A 22,674-nucleotide genomic window follows, 5' to 3' on the forward strand; every position below is an offset into this window, starting at 1 on the left:
CTACGGTCGGCCGCCGGGGCGGGGCATCCGCCCGGGGTGGGCTTCGCGTCATCCTGCAGGATGACCCGCCGGACGACCTCAGGCGGGCAGGTCGTGCTCGTAGGAGAACACGACGAGCTGCACCCGGTCGCGCAGGCCGAGCTTCGCGAGGATGCGGCTCACGTGCGTCTTCACGGTGGCCTCGCTGAGGTACTCGGAGGCGGCGATCTCGGTGTTCGACAGGCCCCTGGCGGCCAGGCCGAAGATCTCCCGCTCGCGCGGGGTCAGCTCGGCCCATGCCGCCGGCGCGGGGCGGCGGCCGTTCCCGCGGCCGACGTGGGCGAACAGCTCGCGGGTCGCGGTCGCCGCGAGCACCGCGTTCCCGGCATGCACGGTGCGGATCGCGGCGAGCAGGAACTCGGGATCGGCGTCCTTCAGCACGAAGCCGCTCGCCCCGGCGCGGATCGCGCGTGCGGCGTTCTCGTCGAGGTCGAACGTGGTGAGCACGATCACGCGTGGCGCGGGCCGGCCCGCGCGGTCGGCGGCGGCGAGGATCCGCTCGGTCGCGCCGATCCCGTCGAGGTGGGGCATCCGCACGTCCATCAGCACGACGTCGGGGGCGGATGCCTCGGCCAGCGCGACCGCGGCGAGCCCGTCGCCGGCCTCCCCCGCGAAGTCCAGGTCGGGCTGCGACTCGACCAGCATCCGGACGCCGGCGCGGAACAGCGCCTGGTCGTCGACGAGGGCGACGCGGATCCGGCTCATGCGCCGGCCTCCCGGCCCGCCGCGACCGGCGCGGCCGCCGGGATCTCGGCGCGGACGACGAACCGGGCGCCGTCCGCGTCGACCGACAGCGATCCGCCGGCGAGCTGCGCCCGCTCCCGCATGCCGGCGATGCCGTGGCGCAGCGCACCACCGCCCGCAGCGGCGGCCGCGGCCGCGCCCGGCGCGGCGCCCTCGGCCTCGGGCTCGACCCGTCGGAGCTCGTTCGCGACCTGCACCGCGGCCCCTGCTGCGTTCCACGCGAGCTCGAGGGTCACCGGGCGATCCGTCGCGCCGTGCCGCAGGGCGTTCGTGAGCGCCTCCTGGATGATGCGGTACACCGCGATCTGGTGCCCGGCGCCGAGCGGCACGCGCTCCCCGGACTCGGTGAAGCGGACGTCGAGGCCCGCCGTGCGCATCCGCTCGACGAGTTCGCCCAGGTCGTCGAGCACGGGCTGGGGCGCCTCGCCCTCCGCGTGCCGCAGCTCGGCGAGCAGCAGCCGGACGTCGCCGAGGGCGCCCCGCGCGACGCCGCCGATCGTCTCGAGCGCCGCCGGCGCGGCCTCCGGCCGGGTGCGCGCCGCGAAGCGGGCGCCGTCGGCCTGCGCGATCACGACCGCGAGGGAGTGCGCGACGACGTCGTGCATGTCTCGCGCGATGCGGTTGCGCTCCTGCTCGACGACGAACCGGTACTCGGCGAGCTCGCGTTCGCGGGTCGCCAGTTCTTCACGTCGACGGATGTCCCGCCCGTCGCGCACCGCCCGCACGAGCAGGCCCGCCGTCCAGGCGAGCACGAGCACGGCGATCGCGCCGACGAAGAGGATGCCGAGCAGGAGCAGCATGCGAAGTGCGTCGCCCGCGGGGTCGGGATCGGCGGCGCCGGCGAACAGCGTCTTCGCGACGCCGAGGTACAGGGTCGCGATGACCGCCCCGCCCACCGCCGATGCGAGGCCGAGCCACTTCACGGTGCGACCGCCGTGCGCCGCCGTCGAGTAGAGGACCCCGAGCACGGCGGCGTCGTAGAGCTGGAGGTCGCGCAGCGCGACCATCTGCAGGATCGCCGCCGCCCACGCCACCGCGAGGGACCACCCCGGCGACCAGCGGCGGATCGCGAGCGCACCGCTGAAGAGCACGAGCGCGACGAGGTCGATGCCGTTGCCGAGCAGCGCGAACGGCAGGCACGCCAGCGCGAAGAGGCCGGCGAGCACGATGTCGGTCGTGAGGCGGCCGCGGCTCAGGCGCGGTGGCGCCACGGGTTCGGTCGGAGGCACCGATCCACCGTACGCCGCCGCGCCCCGCTCAGCCGAGCCGGCGGGCGCGAATCATCCCAGCGATGTACGCGACCCGGGCGGCCGGGCCGCGTCGCGCGGCGCGGTGCGCGCTCAGAACCCGAGCCGCCCGAGCTGCTTGGGGTCGCGCTGCCAGTCCTTCGCGACCTTCACGTGCAGCGACAGGAACACCTTCCGGCCGAGGAGCCGCTCGATCTGGGCGCGCGCGGTCGCGCCGACCTCCTTCAGCCGCGACCCTCCCTTGCCGATGATGATGCCCTTCTGGCTGTCGCGCTCGACGAACACGGTCGCGTACACGTCTACCAGGTCCTTGCCCTCGCGCTCGGTGAGCTCGTCGACGAGCACCGCGATCGAGTGCGGCAGCTCGTCGGACACGCCCTCGAGCGCCGCCTCGCGGACGAACTCCGCGATCCGTTCGTTCACGTCCTCGTCGGTCAGCGTCTCGGCCGGGTACAGCGGGAACTCCGACGTCGGCATGAGCGCCAGCAGCTCGTCGACCAGCACGTCGAGCTGCTCGCCGCGCGGCGCCGACACCGGGATGATCGCCGCCCACTCGCGGAGCTTCGAGACGGCCAGCAGCTGCTCGGCGACCTTCGCCTTCGACGTGGCATCCGTCTTCGTGACGATCGCGACCTTCTTCGCGTGCGGGTACTGCTCGAGCTGCTCGGTGATGAACCGGTCGCCCGGGCCGATCGCCTCGTTCGCCGGCACGCAGAACGCGATCACGTCGACGTCGCCGAGCGTGGTCTGCACCAGGGTGTTGAGCCGCTCGCCGAGCAGGGTGCGCGGCCGGTGCAGTCCCGGCGTGTCGACGAGGATGAGCTGTCCGTGCTCGCGGTGCACGATGCCCCGGATGGCCCGGCGCGTCGTCTGCGGCTTCGAGCTGGTGATCGCCACCTTCTCGCCCACCAGCGCGTTCGTGAGCGTCGACTTGCCGACGTTCGGCCGTCCGACGAATGAGACGAATCCCGCTCGGTAGTCAGTCACGTCCGGTCCTTCCGTCTGCGTCGCCGCGCTCGAAGGCGGCCCTCGCGTCGATGAGCGCCTGGTCGGGCCAGGCGAGGATGGTGGCGATGCGCCGGCGGCGGCCCTCGGTGCGCTCCGCCTCGAGCAGCAGGCCCGACACCGCGACCCGCTCCCCCGGCTGCGGCAGGCGGCCGAGCTCCTTCGCGAGGAGCCCGCCGGCGGAGTCGACGTCCTCGTCCTCCAGGTCGAGGCCGAACAGTTCGCCGAGCTCGTCGATCGGCAGGCGCGCGTTCACGCGGAACCGCCCGCCCTCGAGCTCCTCGACCTGCACCGCGTCGCGGTCGTACTCGTCGGAGATGTCGCCGACCAGCTCCTCGATGAGGTCCTCGAGGGTGACGAGCCCGGCGATGCCGCCGTACTCGTCGACCACCATCGCCAGGTGGTTCTTCTCCGCCTGCATCTGGCGCAGCAGCGCGTCGGCCTTCATCGAGTCGGGCACGAACACCGCCGGACGTGCGAGCTCGGCGACCGTCAGGTCCTCGGCGCCGAGCGGCTGCTCGAAGCCGACCCGGGCGAGGTCGCGCAGCAGCAGTACGCCCGTCACGTCGTCGGCGTCACGCTCGATCACGGGGATCCGCGAGTACCCGGCGCTCAGGAACACCGACATCGCGTGCTGCAGGTGGGCCGTCGAGTCGATCGTGACCATGTCGGTGCGGGGCACCATCACCTCGCGAACGACCGTCTCGCTGAACTCGAAGATCGAGTGGATGAGCTCGCGGTCCTCCTCCTCGAGCACCTCGTGCTCGGTCGCGTCGTCGACCAGGCTGAGCAGCTGCTCCTCGCTCGCGACTCCGGAGAAGCGGATGCGCCCGGGCGTCACCCGGTTGCCGATCCCGACCAGCGCCGCGGCGATGGGCCCGAGCAGCACGCGGATGCCGTGCACGAGCGGCGCCGCGAAGCGCAGCACCGCCCGCGCGTGGGCGCGCCCGACGCTGCGCGGGCTCGCGCCGACCAACACGAACGAGACCGCCGTCATGATGAGCGCCGACCACAGCAGCGCCCACCACACGTCGTTCGCGAACGACGTGAACGCCAGGGTGACGAGCACCGCGGCGGTGGTCTCCGACAGGATGCGGGTGAAGTTGACCGCGTTCACGTGCGCGCCGGTGTCGTCGGCGATCGCGAGGATCGAGCGGCGCGATCGCGACTCGAGGGCCGTCTCGACGAGGTCGTTGCGCGAGGAGACGCCGAGGGCCGCGTCGACGGCGGCCATCAGGCCGCCGAACGAGACGAGCACGAAGGCGGCGGCGAGGAAGAACCAGGGCTGCATCGTCAGCGACGGCGCTCCTGCATCGCGAAGCCCACCAGGATGTCCCGCTGGATGCCGAACATCTCCTTCTCCTCGTCGGGCTCCGCGTGGTCGAAGCCGAGCAGGTGCAGGATGCCGTGCGTCGTCAGGAGCTGGAGCTCGTCGAGCAGCGAGTGCCCCGCCGCCTTCGCCTGCGACTCCGCCACCTGCGGACAGAGCACGACGTCGCCGAGGAGCCCGGGAGGCGCCGGCTGCTCCTCGGTGCCGGGGCGCAGCTCGTCCATCGGGAAGCTGAGCACGTCGGTCGGGCCGGGCTCGTCCATCCACTGCACGTGCAACTGCTCCATCGCGCCCTCGTCGACGAGGACGATCGCGAGCTCCGCGTCGGCGTGCACGTGCATCGCGTCGAGCGCGTACACGGCGAGGCGCTGGATGGCGGCCTCGTCGACCTCGATCGCCGACTCGTTGTTGATCTCGATGCTCACGGGGTCCCCTTCGGTGGGTGCAGTGTCGGTCGGGGCGTGCGGGTCGCTCGCGCGGCGTGCGGCATGGGGAGGGGCATCCGGCGTCAGCCCCTGGGCCTGGGCGGCTGGTGGTCGCGTGGCGGCTGGTGGTCGCGCGGCGCGCGGCCGCGGCGCTCAGCGCGATTGGCGAACTCGCGGGCCTGGTCGCGCTCGAACCGCTGCGCCTGCTGCCGCTGGTCGTACTCGGTGTAGGCGTCGACGATGCGGCCGACGAGCGTGTGGCGCACGACGTCGTCGCTCGTGAGGCGACTGAAGTGGATGTCGTCGATCGAGTCGAGGATGCGCGTGACGAGCCGCAGGCCGCTCGCGCCGCCGGGCAGGTCGACCTGGGTGATGTCGCCGGTGACGACCATCTTCGACCCGAAGCCGAGTCGCGTCAGGAACATCTTCATCTGCTCGGGCGTCGTGTTCTGCGCCTCGTCGAGCACGACGAACGAGTCGTTCAGGGTGCGGCCGCGCATGTACGCGAGCGGCGCGACCTCGACGGTGCCCGACGCGAGGAGCTTCGGCACCAGCTCCGGGTCCATCATCTCGTTGAGCGCGTCGTAGAGCGGGCGCAGGTACGGGTCGATCTTGTCGGTGAGCGTGCCCGGCAGGAAGCCCAGCCGCTCGCCGGCCTCGACGGCCGGACGGGTCAGGATGATGCGGCTGACCTCCTTGCGCTGGAGCGCCTGCACGGCCTTCGCCATCGCGAGGTAGGTCTTGCCGGTACCCGCGGGCCCGATGCCGAACACGATGGTGTGGTCGTCGATCGCGTCGACGTACTCGCGCTGGCCCTCCGTCTTCGGGCGGATGGACTTGCCGCGGCTCGACAGGATCACCTGGCCGAGCAGCTCCGAGGGGCGTGCCCCGGGGTCGTGGTCGAGGATGCGGGCCGAGCTGCGCACCTCGGTCGGCGTCGGGTCCTGGCCGTTGCGCACGAGCTCGAGGAGCTCCTCGATCAGGCGTCGGACGCGCAGGCGCTCGTCGGCCTCGCCGCGGATCGCGATCTCGTTGCCGCGGACGTGCACCGTGACGCCCGGGTACTCGTGCTGGATCGACGACAGCAGGCGGTCCTGCGGGCCGAGCAGGCGCACCATGGCGATGCCGTCGATGCTGAGCCGCTCCTCGTCGGCGAGGTCGCCGCCGGTGAAGTCGGCGGGCGCATCCGCGCCCAGGGGTCCGGTCTGGTCAGCCGGCAAGCGTGCCCTCCTCGAGGCCTCCGGCGAGCACATGGGCGTGCACGTGGAAGACGGTCTGTCCGGCGTTCGGGCCGGTGTTGAAGACGAGACGGAACTGGCCGTCGGCCAGGTCCTCGGCGACGGTCCGCGCGACCTCGACCAGCTCGGCGAGCAGGCCGGGATCGGCGGCCGCCAGTTCGGCCACGTCGCGGTGGTCGCCCGACTTGGGCGTCACGATGACGTGCACCGGCGCCTTCGGCGCGATGTCGTTGAACGCGATCACGCGATCGGTCTCGGCGACCACGGTCGCCGGGATCTCACGCGCCGCGATGCGCTCGAAGACGGTGGGCCGGTCGACGGTTTCGGTCATCTTCCCATCGTAGCGAGCGATGCCTCACCACCGCCCGAGGCGGGCGCTCAGCACGGCGATCGCCGCGGGGCCCGCCGTCGAGGTGCGGAGGACGGATGCCCCGAGCCGCACGGGCTCGGCTCCGGCGCCGCCGAGTCGCTCGAGCTCCGCCGGGGCGATGCCGCCCTCCGGGCCGACGACCAGCGCGATCTCGCGGCCGTCGGGCTCGAGGGCGGTGAGTGCCAGCTCGGCGGTCGGCTCGAGCAGGAGGATCCGCGCACCCTCGAGCCGCGCCGGCAGCTGGCCGGTGGTGGCCAGCTCGTCGACCTCGGGCAGCCGGGAGCGGATGGACTGCTTCACGGCCTCGCGCACGATCGTCGCCCAGCGCTGCCGGCCCTTCGCGGCCTTCGGGCCGTCCCAGCGCGACACCGACCGGGCGGCGGCCCACGGCACGATCCGGTCGACGCCGAGCTCGGTGGCCGCCTGCACGGCGAGCTCGTCGCGGTCGCCCTTCGCGAGCGCCTGCACGAGGGTCAGGCGCACGGCCGGGGCATCCTCGACCAGCACCTCCTCGACCTCGAGGTCGAGCGACCGCGCCTCGGTCGCCGCGACGGTGCCGCGCACGATCGTGCCGCGGCCGTCGCCGATCGCGACGCGTTCGCCGACGCGGACGCGCGCCACGGTGACCGCGTGCCGGGCCTCGTCGCCGTCGAGCACCACCCGGTCGCCGGGCGCGACGCCGTCGAGCGCGAGTCGCTCGTCGAGGTACAGGCTGCTCATCGAACTCCTCCGTGTTCCCCGGTCAGCCGAGGAACTTGTCGCGCAGGCGGGCGAACAGCCCCTGCTGGAAGTGGCCCAGCTGCGGCCGGTGCGACTTGTGGGCGGCGGCGAACTGCTCGATGAGCTGCCGCTCCTTGCCGGAGAGCTTCGTCGGCGTGACCACGTGGATGCCGATGCGCAGGTCGCCGCGGCCGTTGCCGCGCAGGCGGGACACGCCGCGGTCCTTGACCGTGAGCACCTCGCCCGACTGCAGGCCCGGCTTCAGGTCGACCTGCACGTCGCCGTCGAGCGCCTCGACGGTGGCGGTGGTGCCGAGGATCGCGTCGGTCATCTGGACCTCGAGGGTGCACAGGAGGTCGTCGCCGTTGCGGCTGAACACCTCGTGGTTGCGCACCTTGATCTCGAGGTAGAGGTCGCCGTTCGGGCCGCCGGCGGGGCCCGCCTCGCCGGAGCCGGGCATCTGCAGGCGCAGCCCGGTGTCGACGCCGCCGGGGATGTCGACCGGCACCGTGCGGCGCGCGCGCACGCGGCCCTGGCCCTGGCAGGTGACGCACGGCGTCGCGATGACCGTGCCGTAGCCGCGGCAGGTGCCGCACGGGCTCGAGGTCATCACGTTGCCGAGGAGCGAGCGGACCGTGCGCTGGATGGAGCCGGTGCCGTGGCAGATGTCGCACGTGACGGGCGCGGTGCCCGGCTGGCAGCACGAGCCGTGGCAGGTCTCGCACAGGATCGCGGTGTCGACCTCGAGGTCGCGATGCGTGCCGAAGACGACCTCCTCGAGCCCGACCTCGACGCGGATAAGCGCGTCCTGGCCGCGCTCGCGGCGGCTGCGCGGTCCGCGCGACTGCTGGCCGCCGCCGAAGAACGTCTCGAAGATGTCGCCGAACCCGCCGAAGCCCTGCGCGCCGCCGAACCCGCCCTGACCGCCGCCGAGGTCGTACTGCTGGCGCTGCTGCGGGTCGCTCAGCACGTCGTAGGCGTGCGTGACCTCCTTGAAGCGCTCGGATGATTCGGCGCTCGGGTTCACGTCGGGGTGGAGCTCGCGGGCGAGCCGCCGGTAGGCCTTCTTGATCTCTTCCTGGGAGGCGTCGCGCGAGACGCCGAGGACCTCGTAGTGGTCGGCCACGGAGGGCGGTTCCTTTCGTCGGGGTCGGCCGGTCGCACCGGCCGCAGGTCAGCGCTCGCCGAGCGTGCGCGAGAGGTAGCGGGCGACGGCGCGCACGGCGGCCATGCTCGTGGAGTAGTCCATGCGGGTGGGCCCGACGACGCCGAGCCGGGAGACGTCGCGGCCGGGCACCGCGAACGCGGTCGACACGACCGAGGCCTCGGCGAGCCCGAACGGCGCATTCTCGCGGCCGATGCGCACCGCGATGCCGTGCGGGTCGGACGCCATCTCGCCGAACAGGCGGAGCACGACCACCTGCTCCTCGATCGCCTCGATGACGTCGAGGATGGAGCCCGAGAAGTCCTGCTCGGTGCGCACGAGGTTCGCGGCGCCGGCGATCACGAGGCGGTCGCCGCGCTGCGCGCGGGCGAGCTCGGCGAGGGTCAGCGCGAGGGTGTGCAGCACGGCCGCGTGGCGCGGGTCGGTGGTGGTGAGCTCCCCCGACAGCGCGGCGGATGCCTCGGCCACCGTCTTCCCGTCGGCGACGTCGTTCAGGCGGACGCGGAGGTCGGCGAGGGTGTCGGAGTCGACCGCGTCGGAGAGCTCGGCGAGCCGCTGCTCGACCTGGCCGCCGTCGGTGATGAGGATGCAGAGCACCCGCGTCGGGGCGAGCTGGACGAGCTCGACGTGCCGGACGCGTGCGGTCTGGAAGGTGGGCACCTGCACGACGGCGAGCTGGTTCGTCAGCTGCGCGATGAGTCGCACCGTGCGGCTCAGCAGCTCGTCGAGGTCGTTCGACTCGCCGAGGAAGGTCTCGATCGCGTGCCGCTGCGCGCCGCTCATCGGGCGGACGTCGCTGAGCTGGTCGACGAAGACGCGGTAGCCCTTGTCGGTCGGGATGCGGCCGGAGGAGGTGTGCGGGGCCACGATGAGCTCCTCCTCCTCGAGGAGCGCCATGTCGTTGCGGATGGTCGCCGCGGACACGCCGAACGCGTGGCGGTCGACGATCGACTTCGAACCGACGGGCTCCCGCGATGCGACGTAGTCCTGCACGATCGCGCGGAGGACGGCGAGACCTCGCTCCGAGACCATGGATCCCTCGCTTCCGGTCGACTGGCACTCACTCAGGCTGACTGCCAATCCTATCGCCCCGTGACGTCTCAGGGCCTGCACCGTTGCCACGCGCCGATCAGCGGCGCTAGCTTGGCTCCAGTCCGCGCCCCCCGTCCCCGCGCGGACGCCGCGAGAGCGGCACCGCTCCATTCCTCGAAAGGCGATCCGCCATGTCCGATCCGAATGCCACCCCCGACCCCGCCGGCCAGCAGCCGACGCAGTACGCGGCCCCCGCCGCCCCGCTCTCGCCCGAGCAGGACGCGCAGTGGGCGTCGTTCGCCCACCTCGGCGGCATCCTCGGCTTCCTGCCCTCGCTGATCATCTGGCTCGTCTTCAAGGACCGCGGCCAGTTCACGAACACCGAGGCGAAGGAGGCGCTGAACTTCCAGATCACCGCCACCATCGCGTACGTGGCGATCTCGATCCTCAACACGATCCTCGTGGCCGTGACGTTCGGGTTCTGGGGCTTCGTCGGCTGGATCCTGCCGCTCGCGCTCTGGGTCCTCGTGATCGTGTTCTCGATCCAGGGCTTCCTCAAGGCGAAGGACGGCCACCACTACCGCTACCCGTTCGCCATCCGCCTCATCAAGTAGCCCGGAATCGGCGGCCGACCGGGCCGTGAACCGGATCGCGCGCCGCGGGAGCGTCCTCTCCCGCGGCGCGCGTTTTCGTGCCAGCATGTGACTACTGCTCGTGTTTCAGTGGAACTCACCGAGGAGGACTCATGTCCGACGCAACGCCGCCTCCCCCGCCCACCGATCCGCCCGGCCCGCCGACTCCGCCGCCGCCTCCCGCAGGCGGCCCGCCGCCCGGCGCGGTCCCACCGCCGAACCCGTACCAGCAGCCGGCCGGGTACCAGCAGAGCCAGCCGCTCAGCCCGTCCGACGAGAAGCTGTGGGCGACGCTCATCCACATCGGCGGCGCGCTCTTCAACTTCATCCCGGCGCTCGTCGGCTACCTCGTCCTGAAGGACCGGGGCCCGTTCATCCGCGAGCACTCCGCGACGGCGCTGAACTTCCAGTTGACGGTGCTCATCGGCTACATCGTGAGCCTGGTGCTGTCGTTCGTGCTGATCGGCCTGATCCTCTGGTTCGCGGTCTGGGCCGTCAACATCATCTTCTGCATCATCGCGGCGATCAAGGCCAACCAGGGCCAGCCGTACACCTACCCGATCGCGATCAAGTTCGTGCACTGAAGCCCGGCGTCCGGCGGCGAACCGCCGAGCACGCGAAGCCCGCCCCGGCCCCGCCGGCGGCGGGCTTCGTGCGTTCCGGTCCACCCGTCGTGGTCGGTCGTCGCGACCGACGTTCCGGACGCGTGCATCGGGTCTTGCACGTCTAGTACTTGATCAGATACAGTACTAGTCATGACAGACAACCCCGCCCTCGTCGACGACGCGTTCGCCGCCGACCTCCTCCGCGGGCACACCGACACGATCGTCCTCGGCGTCCTCCGCCGAGGCGACCGCTACGGCTTCGAGATCTACAAGACGATCCGCGACGCCACCGGCGGCCGCCACGAGATCAAGGAGGCGACGCTCTACGCCGCCTACCGCCGCCTCCAGAAGGACGGCCTCGCCGAGGCCTACTGGGGCGACGAGAGCCAGGGCGGCCGCCGCAAGTACTACCGCATCACCGACGCCGGCCGGGCCGTGTACGCCCGCAACGTCGCCGCCTGGGCGGCCACCCGAGACATCATCGACGCGCTGCTCGACCTGCGCGCCGCACGACCGAGCACCGAAGAAGGACCACGCGCATGAGCACCGAACCGATCCGCCCGACCGGCGGCTCCATCCACCGACTCCTCGACGAGGCCTTCGCCGGCATCGAGCCGACGCCCGACGTGCAGGACCTCAAGGAGGAGATGCGGACCAACCTCGTCGCCCGCGTCGACGAGCTCGAGGCATCCGGTGTCGCGCCCGACCGGGCCGCCCGGCAGGCGATCGACGAGCTCGGCGACGTGCGCGGCATCGTCACCGAGGTCGCCGCCACCGACGCCGGCCCGCGCTCCGCGGCGGCCGACCACCTGCGCCACCGGGTCCGCCCGAGGCCCGCGTTCGTGGTCAGGACCGTGCTGCTCAGCCTGCTCGCCGCGGCCGCGCTCGCGGTCGTCGTGCTCGAGGCCGCGGGCCTGCTCGCGGTCGGCCTCGGCGGCCTGGCCGTCGCCGTCGCCGCCATCGCGCTGCCGTTGGGCTGGGTGACGGCCGACGCGCTCCGCCAGGAGACGACGACGAACCATCCGCTCCCCGCCGGCCGCGCGGCCGGCTTCGGCGCGGCGGTCGCGCTCACGCTGGGCGGCCTCGGCATCGGATGGCTCGTCGTGCGCGGCCTCGACGCCGGATGGCTCGTGGCCGCCGCCGTCGCGACCGTCGCCGGCATCGCGCTCTTCTCCTGGCTCGGCGCCACCACGACCAACCGGCACAAGTCCTGGGTGCTCGGCCACCAGGCCGGCGCGCCCGACGCGGTCGACGCGTTCAGCCAGGACCCGGCGGCCGCCGCCCGGTTCGGCATGTACACCGTCGTCCTCTGGCTGGTCGCGATCACGGTCTTCGTGGTGCTCAGCCTCACCGTCGGCTGGGCCTGGTCGTGGCTCGCCCTCGTCGCCGCATTCGCGCTGTGGTTCCTGCTGCTCGCGCGCATGCTCTTCCCCCCGAAGCGCTGACCCGGGCTCCGCCCGCCGTCCCCGCCTCGGCCCATCCGTTCGATCCACCACCGGAGCACTCGGAGCACGACATGACCTCCTCCTCCCCTGCCATCACGGCGGACGCCCTCACGAAGACGTACCCCGGCGGGCGCGGCCGACCGCCCGTCAACGCCCTCCGCGGACTCGACCTCGACCTCGCCGCCGGAGCCGTCACCGGCCTCCTCGGCCCGAACGGGGCCGGCAAGTCGACCACGACGAAGATCCTCACGACGCTCAGCCGACCGACCTCGGGCACCGCCCGCGTGCACGGCCACGACGTGACCCGGGAGCCGGCCGCCGTGCGCCGGCTCATCGGCTACGTCTCGCAGGGCACCGGCACCGATCCGCTGCTGACCGCCGAGGAGAACCTCGTCCTCGCGGCGCGCCTCCGGGGCCTCTCCCACGCCGATGCGCGGGAGCGCGCCCGGCGTCTGCTCGACGAGTTCGGCCTCGCGGAGCACCGCGCCCGCCCGGTCGCGAAGTTCTCCGGCGGCCTGCGCCGCCGGCTCGACGTCGCGGCCGCGCTCACCCACCGCCCATCGGTGCTGTTCCTCGACGAGCCCACCACCGGGCTCGACCCGGAGTCGCGCGCCGCGATGTGGGCGGAGATCCGCCGACTCCGCACCGAGGACGCCCTGACCGTGGTGCTCACGACGCACTACCTCGAGGAGGCCGACCGCCTCGCCGACCGGCTCGTGCTCATCGACCGCGGCGTCGAGGTGGTGTCGGGCACGTCTCCCGAACTCAAGGCCGCCCTTCGCGGCGAGACGCTCCGCGTCGCGCTCGTCGAGCCCGACGACGGCCTGGTCCGGCGCACCGCCGCGACGGTCGCCGGCCTCCGCGACGTCGTCGTCGAGGTCCGCGGCACGGCCGGCGAGCTGACGGCGCGCGTGGCCGACGCCGCCGCCGCGCTCCCGGCGGTCCTCGGCGCGCTCGAGGCCGCCGGCGTCGCCTTCGGCGCGGCATCCGTCTCGGCCCCCACCCTCGACGACGTGTACCTGCACCACGTCGGCCACAGCTTCGACGCGACCGCCTCGGCCGTGTCCGACTCGGAAGGAGCGGCCGCATGACCGCCACGCTCGCCCCCGCACGCCTCGCGCGCCCGCGCGACGCCGGCTGGTTCACCCAGACCGGCCAGGTCTTCCGTCGCTGGATGACCGGCACCCTGCGACAGGCCTGGGGCCCGGTGATGAGCCTGATCCAGCCGGTGATCTGGATCCTGCTGTTCGGGCAGGTCTTCTCCTCGCTCGGCGCCCTGCCCGCCTTCGGCGACGGCGGCTACCTCGCCTACCTCGTGCCCGGCGTGCTCATGATGACGGTGCTCTACTCGGGCGCCTGGGCCGGCACCGGCTACATCGACGACGTCGGCTCGGGCGTCATGGACCAGCTGCTGACCGCGCCCATCTCCCGCACCGCGATCGTGACCGGCCAACTGCTGCAGCAGCTCGTCGTGAACCTCGCCCAGTCGGTCGTCGTGCTCGGCATCGGCTACCTCGGCGGCGTCCGGTACGACGGCGGCCTCCCCGGCATCGCGCTCGCCCTGTTCGCGGCTACGCTCCTGGCCGCGGCGTTCTGCTCGATGTCGTGCGCCGTCGCGCTCACCACCCGCAACCAGGTCGCCCTGATCGGGCTCAGCCAGGTCGTCGTGCTGCCCGCCACGTTCCTGTCGATGACGATGATGCCCGCCGACCTGCTGCCCGACTGGATCGCCGCCGTCGCGGCGTGGAACCCGCTGACCTGGGCCGTCGAGGTCGGCCGCGCCGGCCTCACGGGCACCGGCGACGCGGCGCTCGTGGCCGGACAGGTCGGTCTGCTCTTCGCCCTCGCGGCCGCCGCGTTCTGCTGGGCCGTCGGGTCGCTGCGGAGCTACCAGCGGTCGGTCTGACCATCGACAGGCAGACAGGTCCGTCCGGTGCCGGACAGCCGGACGGGCCTCAGTCGCCCAGGAGCCGCCGTACGACCGCGTCGGCGAGCAGTCGCCCGCGGCGGGTCAGCGTGAGCCGGCCGCCGAGGGCGGCCCGTGCGTCCACCAGGCCGTCGGCGATCAGGCCCGCCACGGCGTGCCGGCCGCCCGCGTGCAGCGACGACACCGCGATGCCCTCGCGGATGCGGCTCAGCAGCAGCACGCGCTCGGTCTCCCGGGTGGCCGCGTCGAGCACCTCGCGCCCCACCCCGGGGAGACGCCCGCCGCGATCCGCTCGGCGTACGCGGCCGGATGCTTCGCGTTCCACCACCGCACGCCGCCGACGTGGCTGTGCGCACCGGGACCGATGCCCCACCAGTCGTCGCCCCGCCAGTAGCCGAGGTTGTGCCGCGACCGGTGCGAGGCATCCGTCGCCCAGTTCGAGACCTCGTACCACTCGAAGCCGGCCGCGCCGAACGCCTCGTCGGCCAACTCGTACATGTCGGCCTCGAGGTCGTCGTCGGGCTGCGCGAGCTCGCCGCGGCGGATCTGCCTCGCGAGCTTCGTGCCGTCCTCGACGATGAGCGCGTACGCGCTGACGTGGTCGGGCCGCTCGGCGACGACCGCCTCGACGCTCCGGCGCCAGTCGTCGAGCGACTCCCCCGGCGTGCCGTAGATCAGGTCGAGGCTGACGTCGAGGCCCGCCTCGCGGGCCCAGCGCACGACGAGCGGGATGCGCGCCGGGTCGTGGGTGCGGTCGAGCGCCGCGAGCACGTGCGGCACGGCCGACTGCATGCCGAACGACACGCGCGTGAACCCGCCGTCGGCGAGGGCCCGCAGGTCGTCGCGGTCGACCGAGTCGGGGTTCGCCTCGGTGGTGACCTCGGCACCGGCCGCGAGCCCGAACTCGTCGCGCACCGCCGCCAGCATCCGCACCAGGTCGGCGGCGGGCAGCAGGGTCGGCGTGCCGCCGCCGAAGAAGACGGTCTCGGCGGGGCGCGCGGGCAGGCCCGACGCCTCGAGCACCCGCCCGGCGAACCGCACCTCCCCGACCGCCTGGTCGGCGTAGTCCTCCTGGCGGGCGCCGCGCAGCTCGCCCGACGTGTACGTGTTGAAGTCGCAGTACCCGCAGCGCACCCGGCAGAACGGCACGTGCAGGTACACGCCGAAGGCGCGGGCATCGGCGTCGGCCGCGGCCGATGCGGGCAGGAGCCCGTCGGCGGGGGCCGGGTCCGCGATGGGGAGCGGTCCGGCCATGTCAGACGAACGCGGGATGCAGTGCGCGCAGCTCGCGGCGCGTGAGGTCGCGACGCCGGCGACGCACGCGGGGGCGCAGCAGTGCGCCGGCGCCGTCGGGCCCGTGCAGGATCGACCGGATCGTCAGCCAGACCCCGTCGTCCTCACGCCGCTCCAGGATGAACGACTCCTCGCCGACCTCGCCGCCGTGGCCGGTCGTGCCGTAGGCGAACCCGATCCGGTCGGGCTCGTCGATCACGTAGACCACGAGCACGGGGGTGACGTGCGAGCGGAGGCGGCCGCGGCGCACGAGGTTCGCCGTCAGGCCCGCCGTGATCCACGGCACGCCCTGCTCGGTGAAGCGCTGCTCGGTGCGCGGCGCCTCGCCGGCGACCGGGGCCCCCTCGGCGTCGTAGACGACCCCGGTGTACTGGGTGCCCGTGCCCTCCGTCACGCCCTCGACCTGGAACCCGGCGCCGCGCTGGACGCCCCAGGTCATGAGCTCCTCGGCGGCGCGCTCGAAGCGCTCGGTGCCCGAGCCGATCTTCACGGCATCCTCCGCGGGCCGGAAGCCGGCCGGCGGATACCGCAGGAAATCGGGGTCGAGGGTGGCGCCGATGGCCCCGTACGTGACGGATTGATCGGTGAAGGTGCTCCGGCGGGTCATCCGTCGCCTCCTACTTCTTCGCGTCCTTCTTCTCGGTGTCTCCCGAGAGCGCGGCGATGAACGCCTCCTGGGGCACCTCCACGCGGCCGACCATCTTCATGCGCTTCTTGCCCTCCTTCTGCTTCTCGAGGAGCTTCCGCTTGCGGGTGATGTCGCCGCCGTAGCACTTGGCGAGCACGTCCTTGCGCATCGCGCGGATCGACTCGCGCGCGATGATGCGGGCGCCGATCGCGGCCTGGATGGGCACCTCGAACTGCTGGCGCGGGATGAGCTCGCGGAGCCGCCCGGTCATGAGCACGCCGTACGCGTACGCCTTGTCGCGGTGCACGATCGCGCTGAACGCGTCGACCTGCTCGCCCTGCAGCAGGATGTCGACCTTCACCAGGTCGGCGGCCTGGTCGCCGGCGGGCTCGTAGTCGAGCGAGGCGTAGCCGGCGGTCTTCGACTTCAGGTTGTCGAAGAAGTCGAAGACGATCTCGCCGAGCGGCATGTTGTAGCGGATCTCGACGCGGTCCTCGCCGAGGTACTCCATGCCGAGCAGGGTGCCGCGACGCGACTGGCAGAGCTCCATGATCGTGCCGACGTAGTCCTTGGGCGCGAGGATCGCGGCCCGCACGATGGGCTCGCGCACCTCGGCGATCTTGCCGCCGGTCGGGAACTCGCTCGGGTTCGTGACGGTGACGGTCTTCTTGTCCTCCGTCGTCACCTCGTAGACCACCGACGGGGCGGTGTTGATGATGTCGAGCCCGAACTCGCGGCGGAGCCGCTCGGTCACGATCTCGAGGTGCAGCAGCCCGAGGAAGCCGGCGCGGAAGCCGAAGCCCAGCGCGACCGAGGTCTCGGGCTCGTAGACGAGCGCGGCATCCGACAGCTTCAGCTTGTCGAGGGCCTCGCGCAGCTCGGGGTAGTCGCTGCCGTCGATCGGGTAGAGACCCGAGAACACCATCGGCAGCGGCTCGGTGTACCCGGCCAGCGCCTCGGTCGCCGACTTGACGGCGGTGGTGACCGTGTCGCCGACCTTCGACTGGCGCACGTCCTTCACGCCGGTGATGAGGTAGCCGACCTCGCCGACGCCGAGCCCCTTGGTCGGGGTCGGCTCGGGGGCGCTCACGCCGATCTCGAGGATCTCGTGGGTCGCCTTGGTCGACATCATCTGGATGCGCTCGCGCGGGTTGAGCTGGCCGTCGACCATGCGGACGTAGGTGACCACGCCGCGGTAGCTGTCGTAGACGGAGTCGAAGATCATGGCGCGCGCCGGGGCGTCGGCGTTGCCGATCGGGGCCGGGATGCGCTCGACGACGCGGTCGAGGAGCTCTTCGACGCCGACGCCGGTCTTGCCGGAGACGCGCAGCACGTCGTCGGGTGAGCCGCCGATGAGGTCGGCGAGCTCGCGCGCGTACTTCTCCGGCTCCGCGGCCGGGAGGTCGATCTTGTTCAGCACCGGGATGATCTCGAGGTCGTTCTCGAGCGCCAGGTACAGGTTCGCGAGCGTCTGGGCCTCGATGCCCTGCGCGGCGTCGACCAGGAGGATGGCGCCCTCGCAGGCCGCGAGCGAGCGCGAGACCTCGTAGCTGAAGTCGACGTGCCCGGGGGTGTCGATCATGTTCAGCGCGTACGACGTGCCGTCGAGCTGCCACGGCATGCGCACCGCCTGGCTCTTGATGGTGATGCCGCGCTCGCGCTCGATGTCCATGCGGTCGAGGTACTGGGCGCGCATGTCGCGGTCGCTCACCACCCCGGTGATGCCGAGCATGCGGTCGGCGAGCGTCGACTTGCCGTGGTCGATGTGCGCGATGATGCAGAAGTTGCGGATCAGCGCGGGGTCGGTGGCGGCGGGCACCGGCGGGTTGGCGGCTCTCGGAGACATCCTGTCGATTCTCCCATGCTTCGCCGGCTCGGATGCCCAGCCCGCCGGCTCGGTACGCTGGGAGCGTGACGGCCGGGGAGGCGGCGCCCGTGACGGGCGCGATCGGGACGGGGCGGATGCCTCGCGCCAGGGTCGTGCTGCTGCACGGCATCCGCACCTCGGCGACGATGTGGCGCAACCAGCTCGCGCCGCTCTCGGCGGCCGGCATCGAGGTGCTGCCGCTCGACCTGCCGGCGCACGGCGCCCGCATGGCGGAGCCGTTCTCGGTGGACGCGGCGTTCGCGGCGATCGACGCCGCGCTGAACCCGGGCGCCGACGAGCCCGCCGACCGCCGGGTGCCGCGGCTCCTCGTCGGGCTGAGCCTCGGCGGCTACCTGTCGATCGAGTTCGCGGCGACGCATCCGGGCCGCCTCGACGGGCTCGTGGCCGCGTCGTGCTCGACGCGGCCGCGCGGCGTCGCGGTCGCCGGCTACCAGCGGCTCGCCGCGGCGATCCGGCGGCTCCCCGACCGCGGTCGCGGCCTGAACGACGCGATGGCCCGGCTGTTCCTCTCCCCCGAGGCCGTCGCCGACGTCGTCGCCGGCGGCGTCGCGCTCGACGTGATGGCCGACGCGATCGGCGCGGTCGGCCGGTTCGACATCGAGCGCTCCCTCGAGCGGATCGACGTGCCGGTCTGGTTCGTGAACGGCCGCTACGACCACTTCCGGCTCGAGGAGCGACGGATGCTCCGCGCCGCGCGCGACGCGCGACTCGTCGTGGTGCCGGGCGCGACCCACCTCGTGAGCCTCGGCCGACCCGAGCACTTCACCGCGGCGGTCCTCGGCGCGGTCGCCGAGCTCGAGCGGCGTGCCGCGCGTGCGACGACCATCGGCGTGGCGGACGGGACCGCCTGAGCGCCGGCTGAGTGGTGCCCGGTAGCGCGAACTGGTATCGTTGCCTGTTGGCTTGCGTGTGGGTCCCACCCCCGCACGAGACGCCGTGGCGGCCCCTCTACCGTTCATGGCACATCCGGTACCCGCACAAGAACGAAAGACACGTACGTGGCAAACATCAAGTCGCAGATCAAGCGCATCAAGACCAACCTGAAGGCACAGGAGCGCAACAAGGCCGTCAAGAGCGAGGTCAAGAGCGCCGTCCGCGCCGCTCGCGAGGCCATCGCCACCGGTGACAAGGACAAGGCCACCGCCGCCGTCCAGGTCGCCGGCCGCAAGCTCGACAAGGCTGCGTCGAAGGGCGTCATCCACAAGAACCAGGCCGCGAACCGCAAGTCGGCGATCGCGAAGCAGGTCGCCGCGCTCTGAGCGCCGCGCACTGACTGACGAAGGGCTCCGCACGGGAACGTGCGGAGCCCTTCGGCGTTCCCGGCGGCGTTTCCGCGTTTCCGCGGGTGCCCGGCGCCGCGCGCTCCCGCTCGGCCGCGCGCTCCCGCTCAGGCCCGGCCGCGCGCGGCGATGAGCCCGACGAGCCGCTCGAGAGCGAACACGGGGTCGCGCTCCGCACCCTTCACCGCCGCGTCCGTCGCGGCCAGTGCCTCGATGACGCGGGCGAGGCCCTCGTCATCCCACCCGGCCAGGTCGCGGCGGGCCCGGTCGACCTGCCAGGGTGCGAGCCCGAGGCTGCCGGCGGTCCCACCGCGCCCCGCGCCGTGCACCTTCGCCATCGTCCGGATCTTCATCGCGAAAGCGCCGACGATCGGCACCGGGTCGGCGCCGCTGTCGAGCGCGTGACGCAGGGCGACGAGCGCCTCGCCGCGGCGACCCGCGATCGCGGCATCGGCGACCGTGAACGCCGTGGTCTCGACGCGGCCGCCGTAGTACCGCGCGACCGTGCGCTCGTCGATGTCGCCGGCGGCGTCGGCGATGAGCTGCCGGCATGCCGCCGACAGCTCGGCGAGGTCGTCGCTGAACGCCGCGACGAGCGCGCGCAGCGCACCGGGGGCGATGCGACGCCCCGCGGCGCGGAACTCCGCCTGGGCGAAGTCCTGCTTGTCGGCGTCGCGCTTGAGCTCGGCGCACGGCACCTCGATGCCGCCGCCCGTGCCCGCGCGGATCGCATCGAGGAGCTTCTTGCCGCGCACGCCGCTCCGGTGCCGCAGCACGAGCGTCGTGCCGTCGGCGGGCATCTCGAGGTACGCGAGCGCATCGAGGAGGAAGTCGTCGCTCGCGTGCTCGACGCCGGAGACGCGGATGAGCCGGGACTCGCCGAACAGCGACGGGCTGGCGAGCGTGAGCAGTTCGCCGCGCGGGTAGCCCGCGGCGTCGAGGTCACTCACCTCCAACGCCGGGTCCTCGGCGCGGAGCGCGTCGCGGAGCATGCCGATCGCCCGATCGGCCAGCACGTCCTCGGGCCCCGAGACGAGCACGACGGGGGCCGGACGCACCGCGTTCCACGCGACCTGCGGGATCGCCGACTTCGCCTTCGTCGCTCCGCCCGATCGTGCCGCCACCCGTGTCTCCCGCCTGCCGTCAGCCCCACCGATTCTACGTTCGGAGCCTAGGGCGATCCGCCGACGTCGCACGCCCGTTCGCTCCAGAGGTCGAAGCCGTCGGCGCCGCCCGACAGGACGGCCGTGCCGCACCGGTCGGATCGGACGACCGCCGTACCGATCCCGGCGAGCACCTCGAGCAGCGACGCCGTCGGATGCCCGTACCCGTTGTCGACGCCGACCCCGATCACGCCGACCGTCGCCCGCACCCGTTCGTAGAGCCGCGTGCTCTGGTCGGCCGACCCGTGGTGCGCGACCTTGACGAGGTCGACCCGGCCGGGATCGCTCCGCGCGAGCATCCGGTCCTGCGCGTCCTCGCCGAGGTCGCCGAGGAACAGGCCGCGGTACTCGGGCGCGTCGAGCTCGAGCACCACGCTCGCGTCGTTGCCCGGCGGCTCGCCGTCGATCGGCCACAGCACCCGCCAGCGGGCCGCCCCCAGCCGGCCGACGACGCCGCGTTCGACGAGGACGGCGGTCGCGCCCGCGGCGGCCAGCCGCCCGAGCGGTCGTGCGGACCGGTTGCCGTCGGGCGGGCCGTGCAGCACCGTGTCGACGCGGCCGACGACGGCGTCCACCCCGCCGACGTGGTCCTGGTCCCAGTGGGTGAGGACCAGCAGGTCGATGCGCCGGACGCCCAGGAGGTCGAGGCACCGGGCGAGCGCGGCCGGATCCGGGCCGGTGTCAACCAGGGCGGTCGCGCCGTCGGATCGGAGCAGCACCGCATCGCCCTGCCCCACGTCGCAGTCGGCGAGGATCCAGTCGGGCGGGATGCCCCCGGCCCGCAGCCACGGCGCCGCCACCCCCGCTCCCACCGGGTTCGCCGCCGCGACCAGCAGCACGGCCGTGATCGCCACGACGACCGGTCGCGGGCGGCGACGGGCGAGCAGGAGCCAGAGCGCGAGCGCGGTGACCACGACGAGCAGGCCTGCGCCGGTCGATTCCTCGGGCCAGGGCAGGCGCGCCGCCGGCAGCCCGGCCGCACCGTGGGCGACGAGCGCGATCCAGCTCGCCGGTAGCCAGGCCACCTGCAGCAGGGCGAGCCCGACCTGGGGCAGCAGCGGCAGCACGAGGCATCCGACCAGCCCGACGACCGTCCCCACGGGAGCGGCCGGGGCGGCGAGCAGGTTCGCCGGCACGCCGTATGCGGCGATCGCGGGGTCGAGCAGGATGAGCACCGGCTGGCACGCCAGCTGGGCCGCGAGCGGCACGCCGAGCACCGCCGCCACGGGGCCCGGCATCACGCGGGTCAGCGCGCGCGACAGCGGCCCTGCGAGGAGGATGAGCCCGGCCGTGGCGCACGCCGAGAGGGCGAACCCGTAGTCGCGGGCGAGCCACGGGTCGGCGACGAGCAGCGCGACGACGGCGAGGGCGAGGGCGGCGACACCACCGCCCGGTCGCCCGGTAGCCCGGGCGACGAGCACGACCAGGGCCATCGCCCCCGCACGGATCACGCTCGACTCGGGGGTGACCAGCACCGTGAACCCGGCGAGGGCGACCAGCGCGAACAGGATCCGCCACCGTCGCCGCAGCCCGAGCAGTGCCGCGAGGCCGAACGCGGCCGCGGTGACGAGCGCGCAGTTCGCGCCCGAGACGGCCGTGAGGTGGCTGAGCGAGGAGGCCTTCATCGCCGCATCCAGGTCGGCGCCGACGGCACTGGTGTCGCCGATGGCGAGGCCCGGCACGAGGGCGCCGCCGTCGCCGGGCAGGCCGGCGGCCGCCGCGGCGAACCCGGCCCGCAGCCCCGCCGCCCACGCGAGCCACGGCGGCGGGGCGCCGACCTCGACGTCGCCGACGGGTCGCAGTCGGAACGCGGCCCGCTCCCCCGGTTCGAGCGGGCTGACGGTCGCACGGAACGCGGCGCGCGAACCGAACGCCGGCGCGCCGCCGACGTCGGCGGGGATCGACGCGGTCACGGGGATGCCGTCGACCGACGCATCGCCGACGGCCACGACGTGACCGTCGATCCGAAGGCCGGCGGCCCCGTCGACCGCCCACGGCAGCGTCGACGACTGCGCCCGCGGTGCCCGGTCGAGTTCGACGACGACGTCGACGGTCCGGTGCCCGGCCGCCGCCGCGAGCGGCGACCCCGCGCGGGCGTCGAGCCCGAGTGCGGTCGAGTGCGCCACCAGGGCGGCCGCGGCCAGGGCCGGCAGCGCCACGGCGACCACCGCCCGCGCGACCCGGGTCCATCCCGGCAGGTCGGCTGCAGCTCGCTCCGACCGCGGATTCCGCGCCCTCCGACGTACCGCGAGCAGGAGGACCGCGACGCAGGCCGCGCACGCCGCCCAGCACGCCACGACCGGCGGCCACCAGCCGATGATCGTGCCGCCATCCGGCGAACCAGGACCAGCGAGGCCCGCGGGGCCCGCGACGGACATCGCGACGAGCCACCACGCGGCCGCCCACGCCGCGACCGCCGGGAGGAGCAGCCGAAGGTCGGCCCGACGGCTCGCCGGTTGTGCCTGCCGCGCCGCCGGCGCCGCCGTCCTCGTGTCCAC

The 22,674-nt window shown here is 73.4% G+C and carries 22 protein-coding genes and 1 pseudogene; 8 read left to right on the forward strand and 15 right to left on the reverse strand.

The features are described from left to right. Nucleotides 1-78: 78 nt before the first annotated feature. The 10 genes from ACGGZK_RS14150 to hrcA form a co-directional block, all read right to left on the reverse strand. On the reverse strand, nt 79-744 hold the full coding sequence (locus tag ACGGZK_RS14150; protein ID WP_395243272.1) for a response regulator: 666 nt from the start codon (nt 742-744) through the stop codon (nt 79-81). Next, nucleotides 741-2,012 carry a sensor histidine kinase gene (locus ACGGZK_RS14155; protein WP_395243273.1) on the reverse strand — a complete coding sequence of 424 codons (1,272 nt, stop codon included), beginning with the start codon at nt 2,010-2,012 and terminating at the stop codon, nt 741-743. Before ACGGZK_RS14155 ends, ACGGZK_RS14150 begins: the two co-directional genes overlap by 4 nt. A gap of 111 nt (nt 2,013-2,123) precedes the next feature. Beyond that, entirely contained in the window at nt 2,124-3,017 is an 894-nt protein-coding gene (gene era, locus ACGGZK_RS14160) for a GTPase Era (protein WP_395243274.1), read from the reverse strand. Next, nucleotides 3,010-4,326 carry a hemolysin family protein gene (locus ACGGZK_RS14165; RefSeq protein ID WP_395243275.1) on the reverse strand — a complete coding sequence of 439 codons (1,317 nt, stop codon included), beginning with the start codon at nt 4,324-4,326 and terminating at the stop codon, nt 3,010-3,012. Before ACGGZK_RS14165 ends, era begins: the two co-directional genes overlap by 8 nt. A 2-nt stretch (nt 4,327-4,328) precedes the next feature. Then, nucleotides 4,329-4,790, reverse strand: coding sequence for an rRNA maturation RNase YbeY (ybeY, locus tag ACGGZK_RS14170; protein WP_395243276.1), 462 nt, complete (start codon nt 4,788-4,790; stop codon nt 4,329-4,331). A gap of 83 nt (nt 4,791-4,873) precedes the next feature. Next, nucleotides 4,874-5,908 (reverse strand): PhoH family protein, encoded by a 1,035-nt coding sequence (locus ACGGZK_RS14175; protein ID WP_395246092.1) that lies wholly within the window; start codon nt 5,906-5,908, stop codon nt 4,874-4,876. 91 nt (nt 5,909-5,999) lie between these two features. Continuing rightward, nucleotides 6,000-6,359, reverse strand: coding sequence for a histidine triad nucleotide-binding protein (locus tag ACGGZK_RS14180; protein WP_395243277.1), 360 nt, complete (start codon nt 6,357-6,359; stop codon nt 6,000-6,002). A 24-nt stretch (nt 6,360-6,383) separates the two neighbouring features. Beyond that, nucleotides 6,384-7,118, reverse strand: a complete 735-nt coding sequence (locus ACGGZK_RS14185) for a 16S rRNA (uracil(1498)-N(3))-methyltransferase (RefSeq protein ID WP_395243278.1) — start codon at nt 7,116-7,118, stop codon at nt 6,384-6,386. A gap of 22 nt (nt 7,119-7,140) precedes the next feature. After that, the gene (gene dnaJ, locus ACGGZK_RS14190) at nt 7,141-8,244 is read right to left on the reverse strand and encodes a molecular chaperone DnaJ (protein WP_395243279.1); all 1,104 of its coding nucleotides are present in this window, start codon (nt 8,242-8,244) and stop codon (nt 7,141-7,143) included. A 48-nt stretch (nt 8,245-8,292) separates the two neighbouring features. Continuing rightward, nucleotides 8,293-9,315 carry a heat-inducible transcriptional repressor HrcA gene (hrcA, locus tag ACGGZK_RS14195; protein WP_395243280.1) on the reverse strand — a complete coding sequence of 341 codons (1,023 nt, stop codon included), beginning with the start codon at nt 9,313-9,315 and terminating at the stop codon, nt 8,293-8,295. A gap of 191 nt (nt 9,316-9,506) precedes the next feature. On the opposite strand from hrcA, the gene ACGGZK_RS14200 reads away from it, so the two are divergent. From ACGGZK_RS14200 to ACGGZK_RS14225, 6 genes are all read left to right on the forward strand, one after another. Next, nucleotides 9,507-9,929 carry a DUF4870 domain-containing protein gene (locus ACGGZK_RS14200; RefSeq protein ID WP_395243281.1) on the forward strand — a complete coding sequence of 141 codons (423 nt, stop codon included), beginning with the start codon at nt 9,507-9,509 and terminating at the stop codon, nt 9,927-9,929. 131 nt (nt 9,930-10,060) lie between these two features. Next, entirely contained in the window at nt 10,061-10,531 is a 471-nt protein-coding gene (locus ACGGZK_RS14205; protein ID WP_395243282.1) for a DUF4870 domain-containing protein, read from the forward strand. 171 nt (nt 10,532-10,702) lie between these two features. After that, nucleotides 10,703-11,095 (forward strand): PadR family transcriptional regulator, encoded by a 393-nt coding sequence (locus ACGGZK_RS14210; protein WP_395243283.1) that lies wholly within the window; start codon nt 10,703-10,705, stop codon nt 11,093-11,095. Next, complete coding sequence (locus ACGGZK_RS14215; RefSeq protein WP_395243284.1) at nt 11,092-11,997, forward strand: permease prefix domain 1-containing protein; 906 nt, start codon at nt 11,092-11,094, stop codon at nt 11,995-11,997. The genes ACGGZK_RS14210 and ACGGZK_RS14215 overlap by 4 nt, the downstream gene beginning before the upstream one ends. A gap of 71 nt (nt 11,998-12,068) precedes the next feature. Next, complete coding sequence (locus ACGGZK_RS14220; RefSeq protein WP_395243285.1) at nt 12,069-13,088, forward strand: ABC transporter ATP-binding protein; 1,020 nt, start codon at nt 12,069-12,071, stop codon at nt 13,086-13,088. Further along, nucleotides 13,085-13,903: an ABC transporter permease gene (locus ACGGZK_RS14225; RefSeq protein WP_395243286.1), complete on the forward strand. Its 819-nt coding sequence runs from the start codon at nt 13,085-13,087 to the stop codon at nt 13,901-13,903. Before ACGGZK_RS14220 ends, ACGGZK_RS14225 begins: the two co-directional genes overlap by 4 nt. A 49-nt stretch (nt 13,904-13,952) precedes the next feature. Here the strand turns inward: ACGGZK_RS14225 and hemW are convergent. The 3 genes and pseudogenes from hemW to lepA form a co-directional block, all read right to left on the reverse strand. Further along, nucleotides 13,953-15,178, reverse strand: a pseudogene (gene hemW, locus ACGGZK_RS14230) (radical SAM family heme chaperone HemW). A gap of 1 nt (nt 15,179) precedes the next feature. Further along, nucleotides 15,180-15,824, reverse strand: a complete 645-nt coding sequence (locus tag ACGGZK_RS14235) for a DUF1990 family protein (RefSeq protein WP_395243287.1) — start codon at nt 15,822-15,824, stop codon at nt 15,180-15,182. 10 nt (nt 15,825-15,834) lie between these two features. Continuing rightward, nucleotides 15,835-17,691, reverse strand: coding sequence for a translation elongation factor 4 (gene lepA, locus ACGGZK_RS14240; RefSeq protein ID WP_395243288.1), 1,857 nt, complete (start codon nt 17,689-17,691; stop codon nt 15,835-15,837). A 65-nt stretch (nt 17,692-17,756) separates the two neighbouring features. Here lepA and ACGGZK_RS14245 point away from each other — a divergent pair, with 65 nt between their 5' ends. Together ACGGZK_RS14245 and rpsT are read left to right on the forward strand one after the other, a co-directional pair. Beyond that, nucleotides 17,757-18,584: an alpha/beta fold hydrolase gene (locus ACGGZK_RS14245; RefSeq protein ID WP_395243289.1), complete on the forward strand. Its 828-nt coding sequence runs from the start codon at nt 17,757-17,759 to the stop codon at nt 18,582-18,584. Between the two features lie 147 nt (nt 18,585-18,731). Further along, on the forward strand, nt 18,732-18,992 hold the full coding sequence (rpsT, locus tag ACGGZK_RS14250; protein WP_395243290.1) for a 30S ribosomal protein S20: 261 nt from the start codon (nt 18,732-18,734) through the stop codon (nt 18,990-18,992). A gap of 128 nt (nt 18,993-19,120) precedes the next feature. On the opposite strand, the gene holA is transcribed toward rpsT, so the two are convergent. Next, nucleotides 19,121-20,137 carry a DNA polymerase III subunit delta gene (gene holA, locus ACGGZK_RS14255; RefSeq protein WP_395243291.1) on the reverse strand — a complete coding sequence of 339 codons (1,017 nt, stop codon included), beginning with the start codon at nt 20,135-20,137 and terminating at the stop codon, nt 19,121-19,123. A gap of 47 nt (nt 20,138-20,184) precedes the next feature. Next, a complete protein-coding gene (locus ACGGZK_RS14260) occupies nt 20,185-22,674 on the reverse strand; it encodes a ComEC/Rec2 family competence protein (protein ID WP_395243292.1) in 2,490 nt (829 codons plus the stop codon).

The organism is Agromyces sp. MMS24-K17 (genome assembly GCF_043950245.1).
In the GTDB taxonomy this organism is placed as follows: Bacteria; Actinomycetota; Actinomycetes; order Actinomycetales; family Microbacteriaceae; genus Agromyces.

Coding starts and splice junctions, on each gene's coding strand:
- ACGGZK_RS14150 (WP_395243272.1), bottom strand. CDS start 744: ATGAGCCGGATCCGCGTCGCCCTCGTCGACGACCAGGCGCTGTTCCGC.
- ACGGZK_RS14165 (WP_395243275.1), bottom strand. CDS start 4,326: ATGCAGCCCTGGTTCTTCCTCGCCGCCGCCTTCGTGCTCGTCTCGTTC.
- ACGGZK_RS14175 (WP_395246092.1), bottom strand. CDS start 5,908: ATGGTGCGCCTGCTCGGCCCGCAGGACCGCCTGCTGTCGTCGATCCAG.
- ACGGZK_RS14180 (WP_395243277.1), bottom strand. CDS start 6,359: ATGACCGAAACCGTCGACCGGCCCACCGTCTTCGAGCGCATCGCGGCG.
- ACGGZK_RS14185 (WP_395243278.1), bottom strand. CDS start 7,118: ATGAGCAGCCTGTACCTCGACGAGCGACTCGCGCTCGACGGCGTCGCG.
- hrcA (WP_395243280.1), bottom strand. CDS start 9,315: ATGGTCTCGGAGCGAGGTCTCGCCGTCCTCCGCGCGATCGTGCAGGAC.
- ACGGZK_RS14200 (WP_395243281.1), top strand. CDS start 9,507: ATGTCCGATCCGAATGCCACCCCCGACCCCGCCGGCCAGCAGCCGACG.
- ACGGZK_RS14205 (WP_395243282.1), top strand. CDS start 10,061: ATGTCCGACGCAACGCCGCCTCCCCCGCCCACCGATCCGCCCGGCCCG.
- ACGGZK_RS14210 (WP_395243283.1), top strand. CDS start 10,703: ATGACAGACAACCCCGCCCTCGTCGACGACGCGTTCGCCGCCGACCTC.
- ACGGZK_RS14215 (WP_395243284.1), top strand. CDS start 11,092: ATGAGCACCGAACCGATCCGCCCGACCGGCGGCTCCATCCACCGACTC.
- ACGGZK_RS14220 (WP_395243285.1), top strand. CDS start 12,069: ATGACCTCCTCCTCCCCTGCCATCACGGCGGACGCCCTCACGAAGACG.
- ACGGZK_RS14225 (WP_395243286.1), top strand. CDS start 13,085: ATGACCGCCACGCTCGCCCCCGCACGCCTCGCGCGCCCGCGCGACGCC.
- ACGGZK_RS14235 (WP_395243287.1), bottom strand. CDS start 15,824: ATGACCCGCCGGAGCACCTTCACCGATCAATCCGTCACGTACGGGGCC.
- lepA (WP_395243288.1), bottom strand. CDS start 17,691: ATGTCTCCGAGAGCCGCCAACCCGCCGGTGCCCGCCGCCACCGACCCC.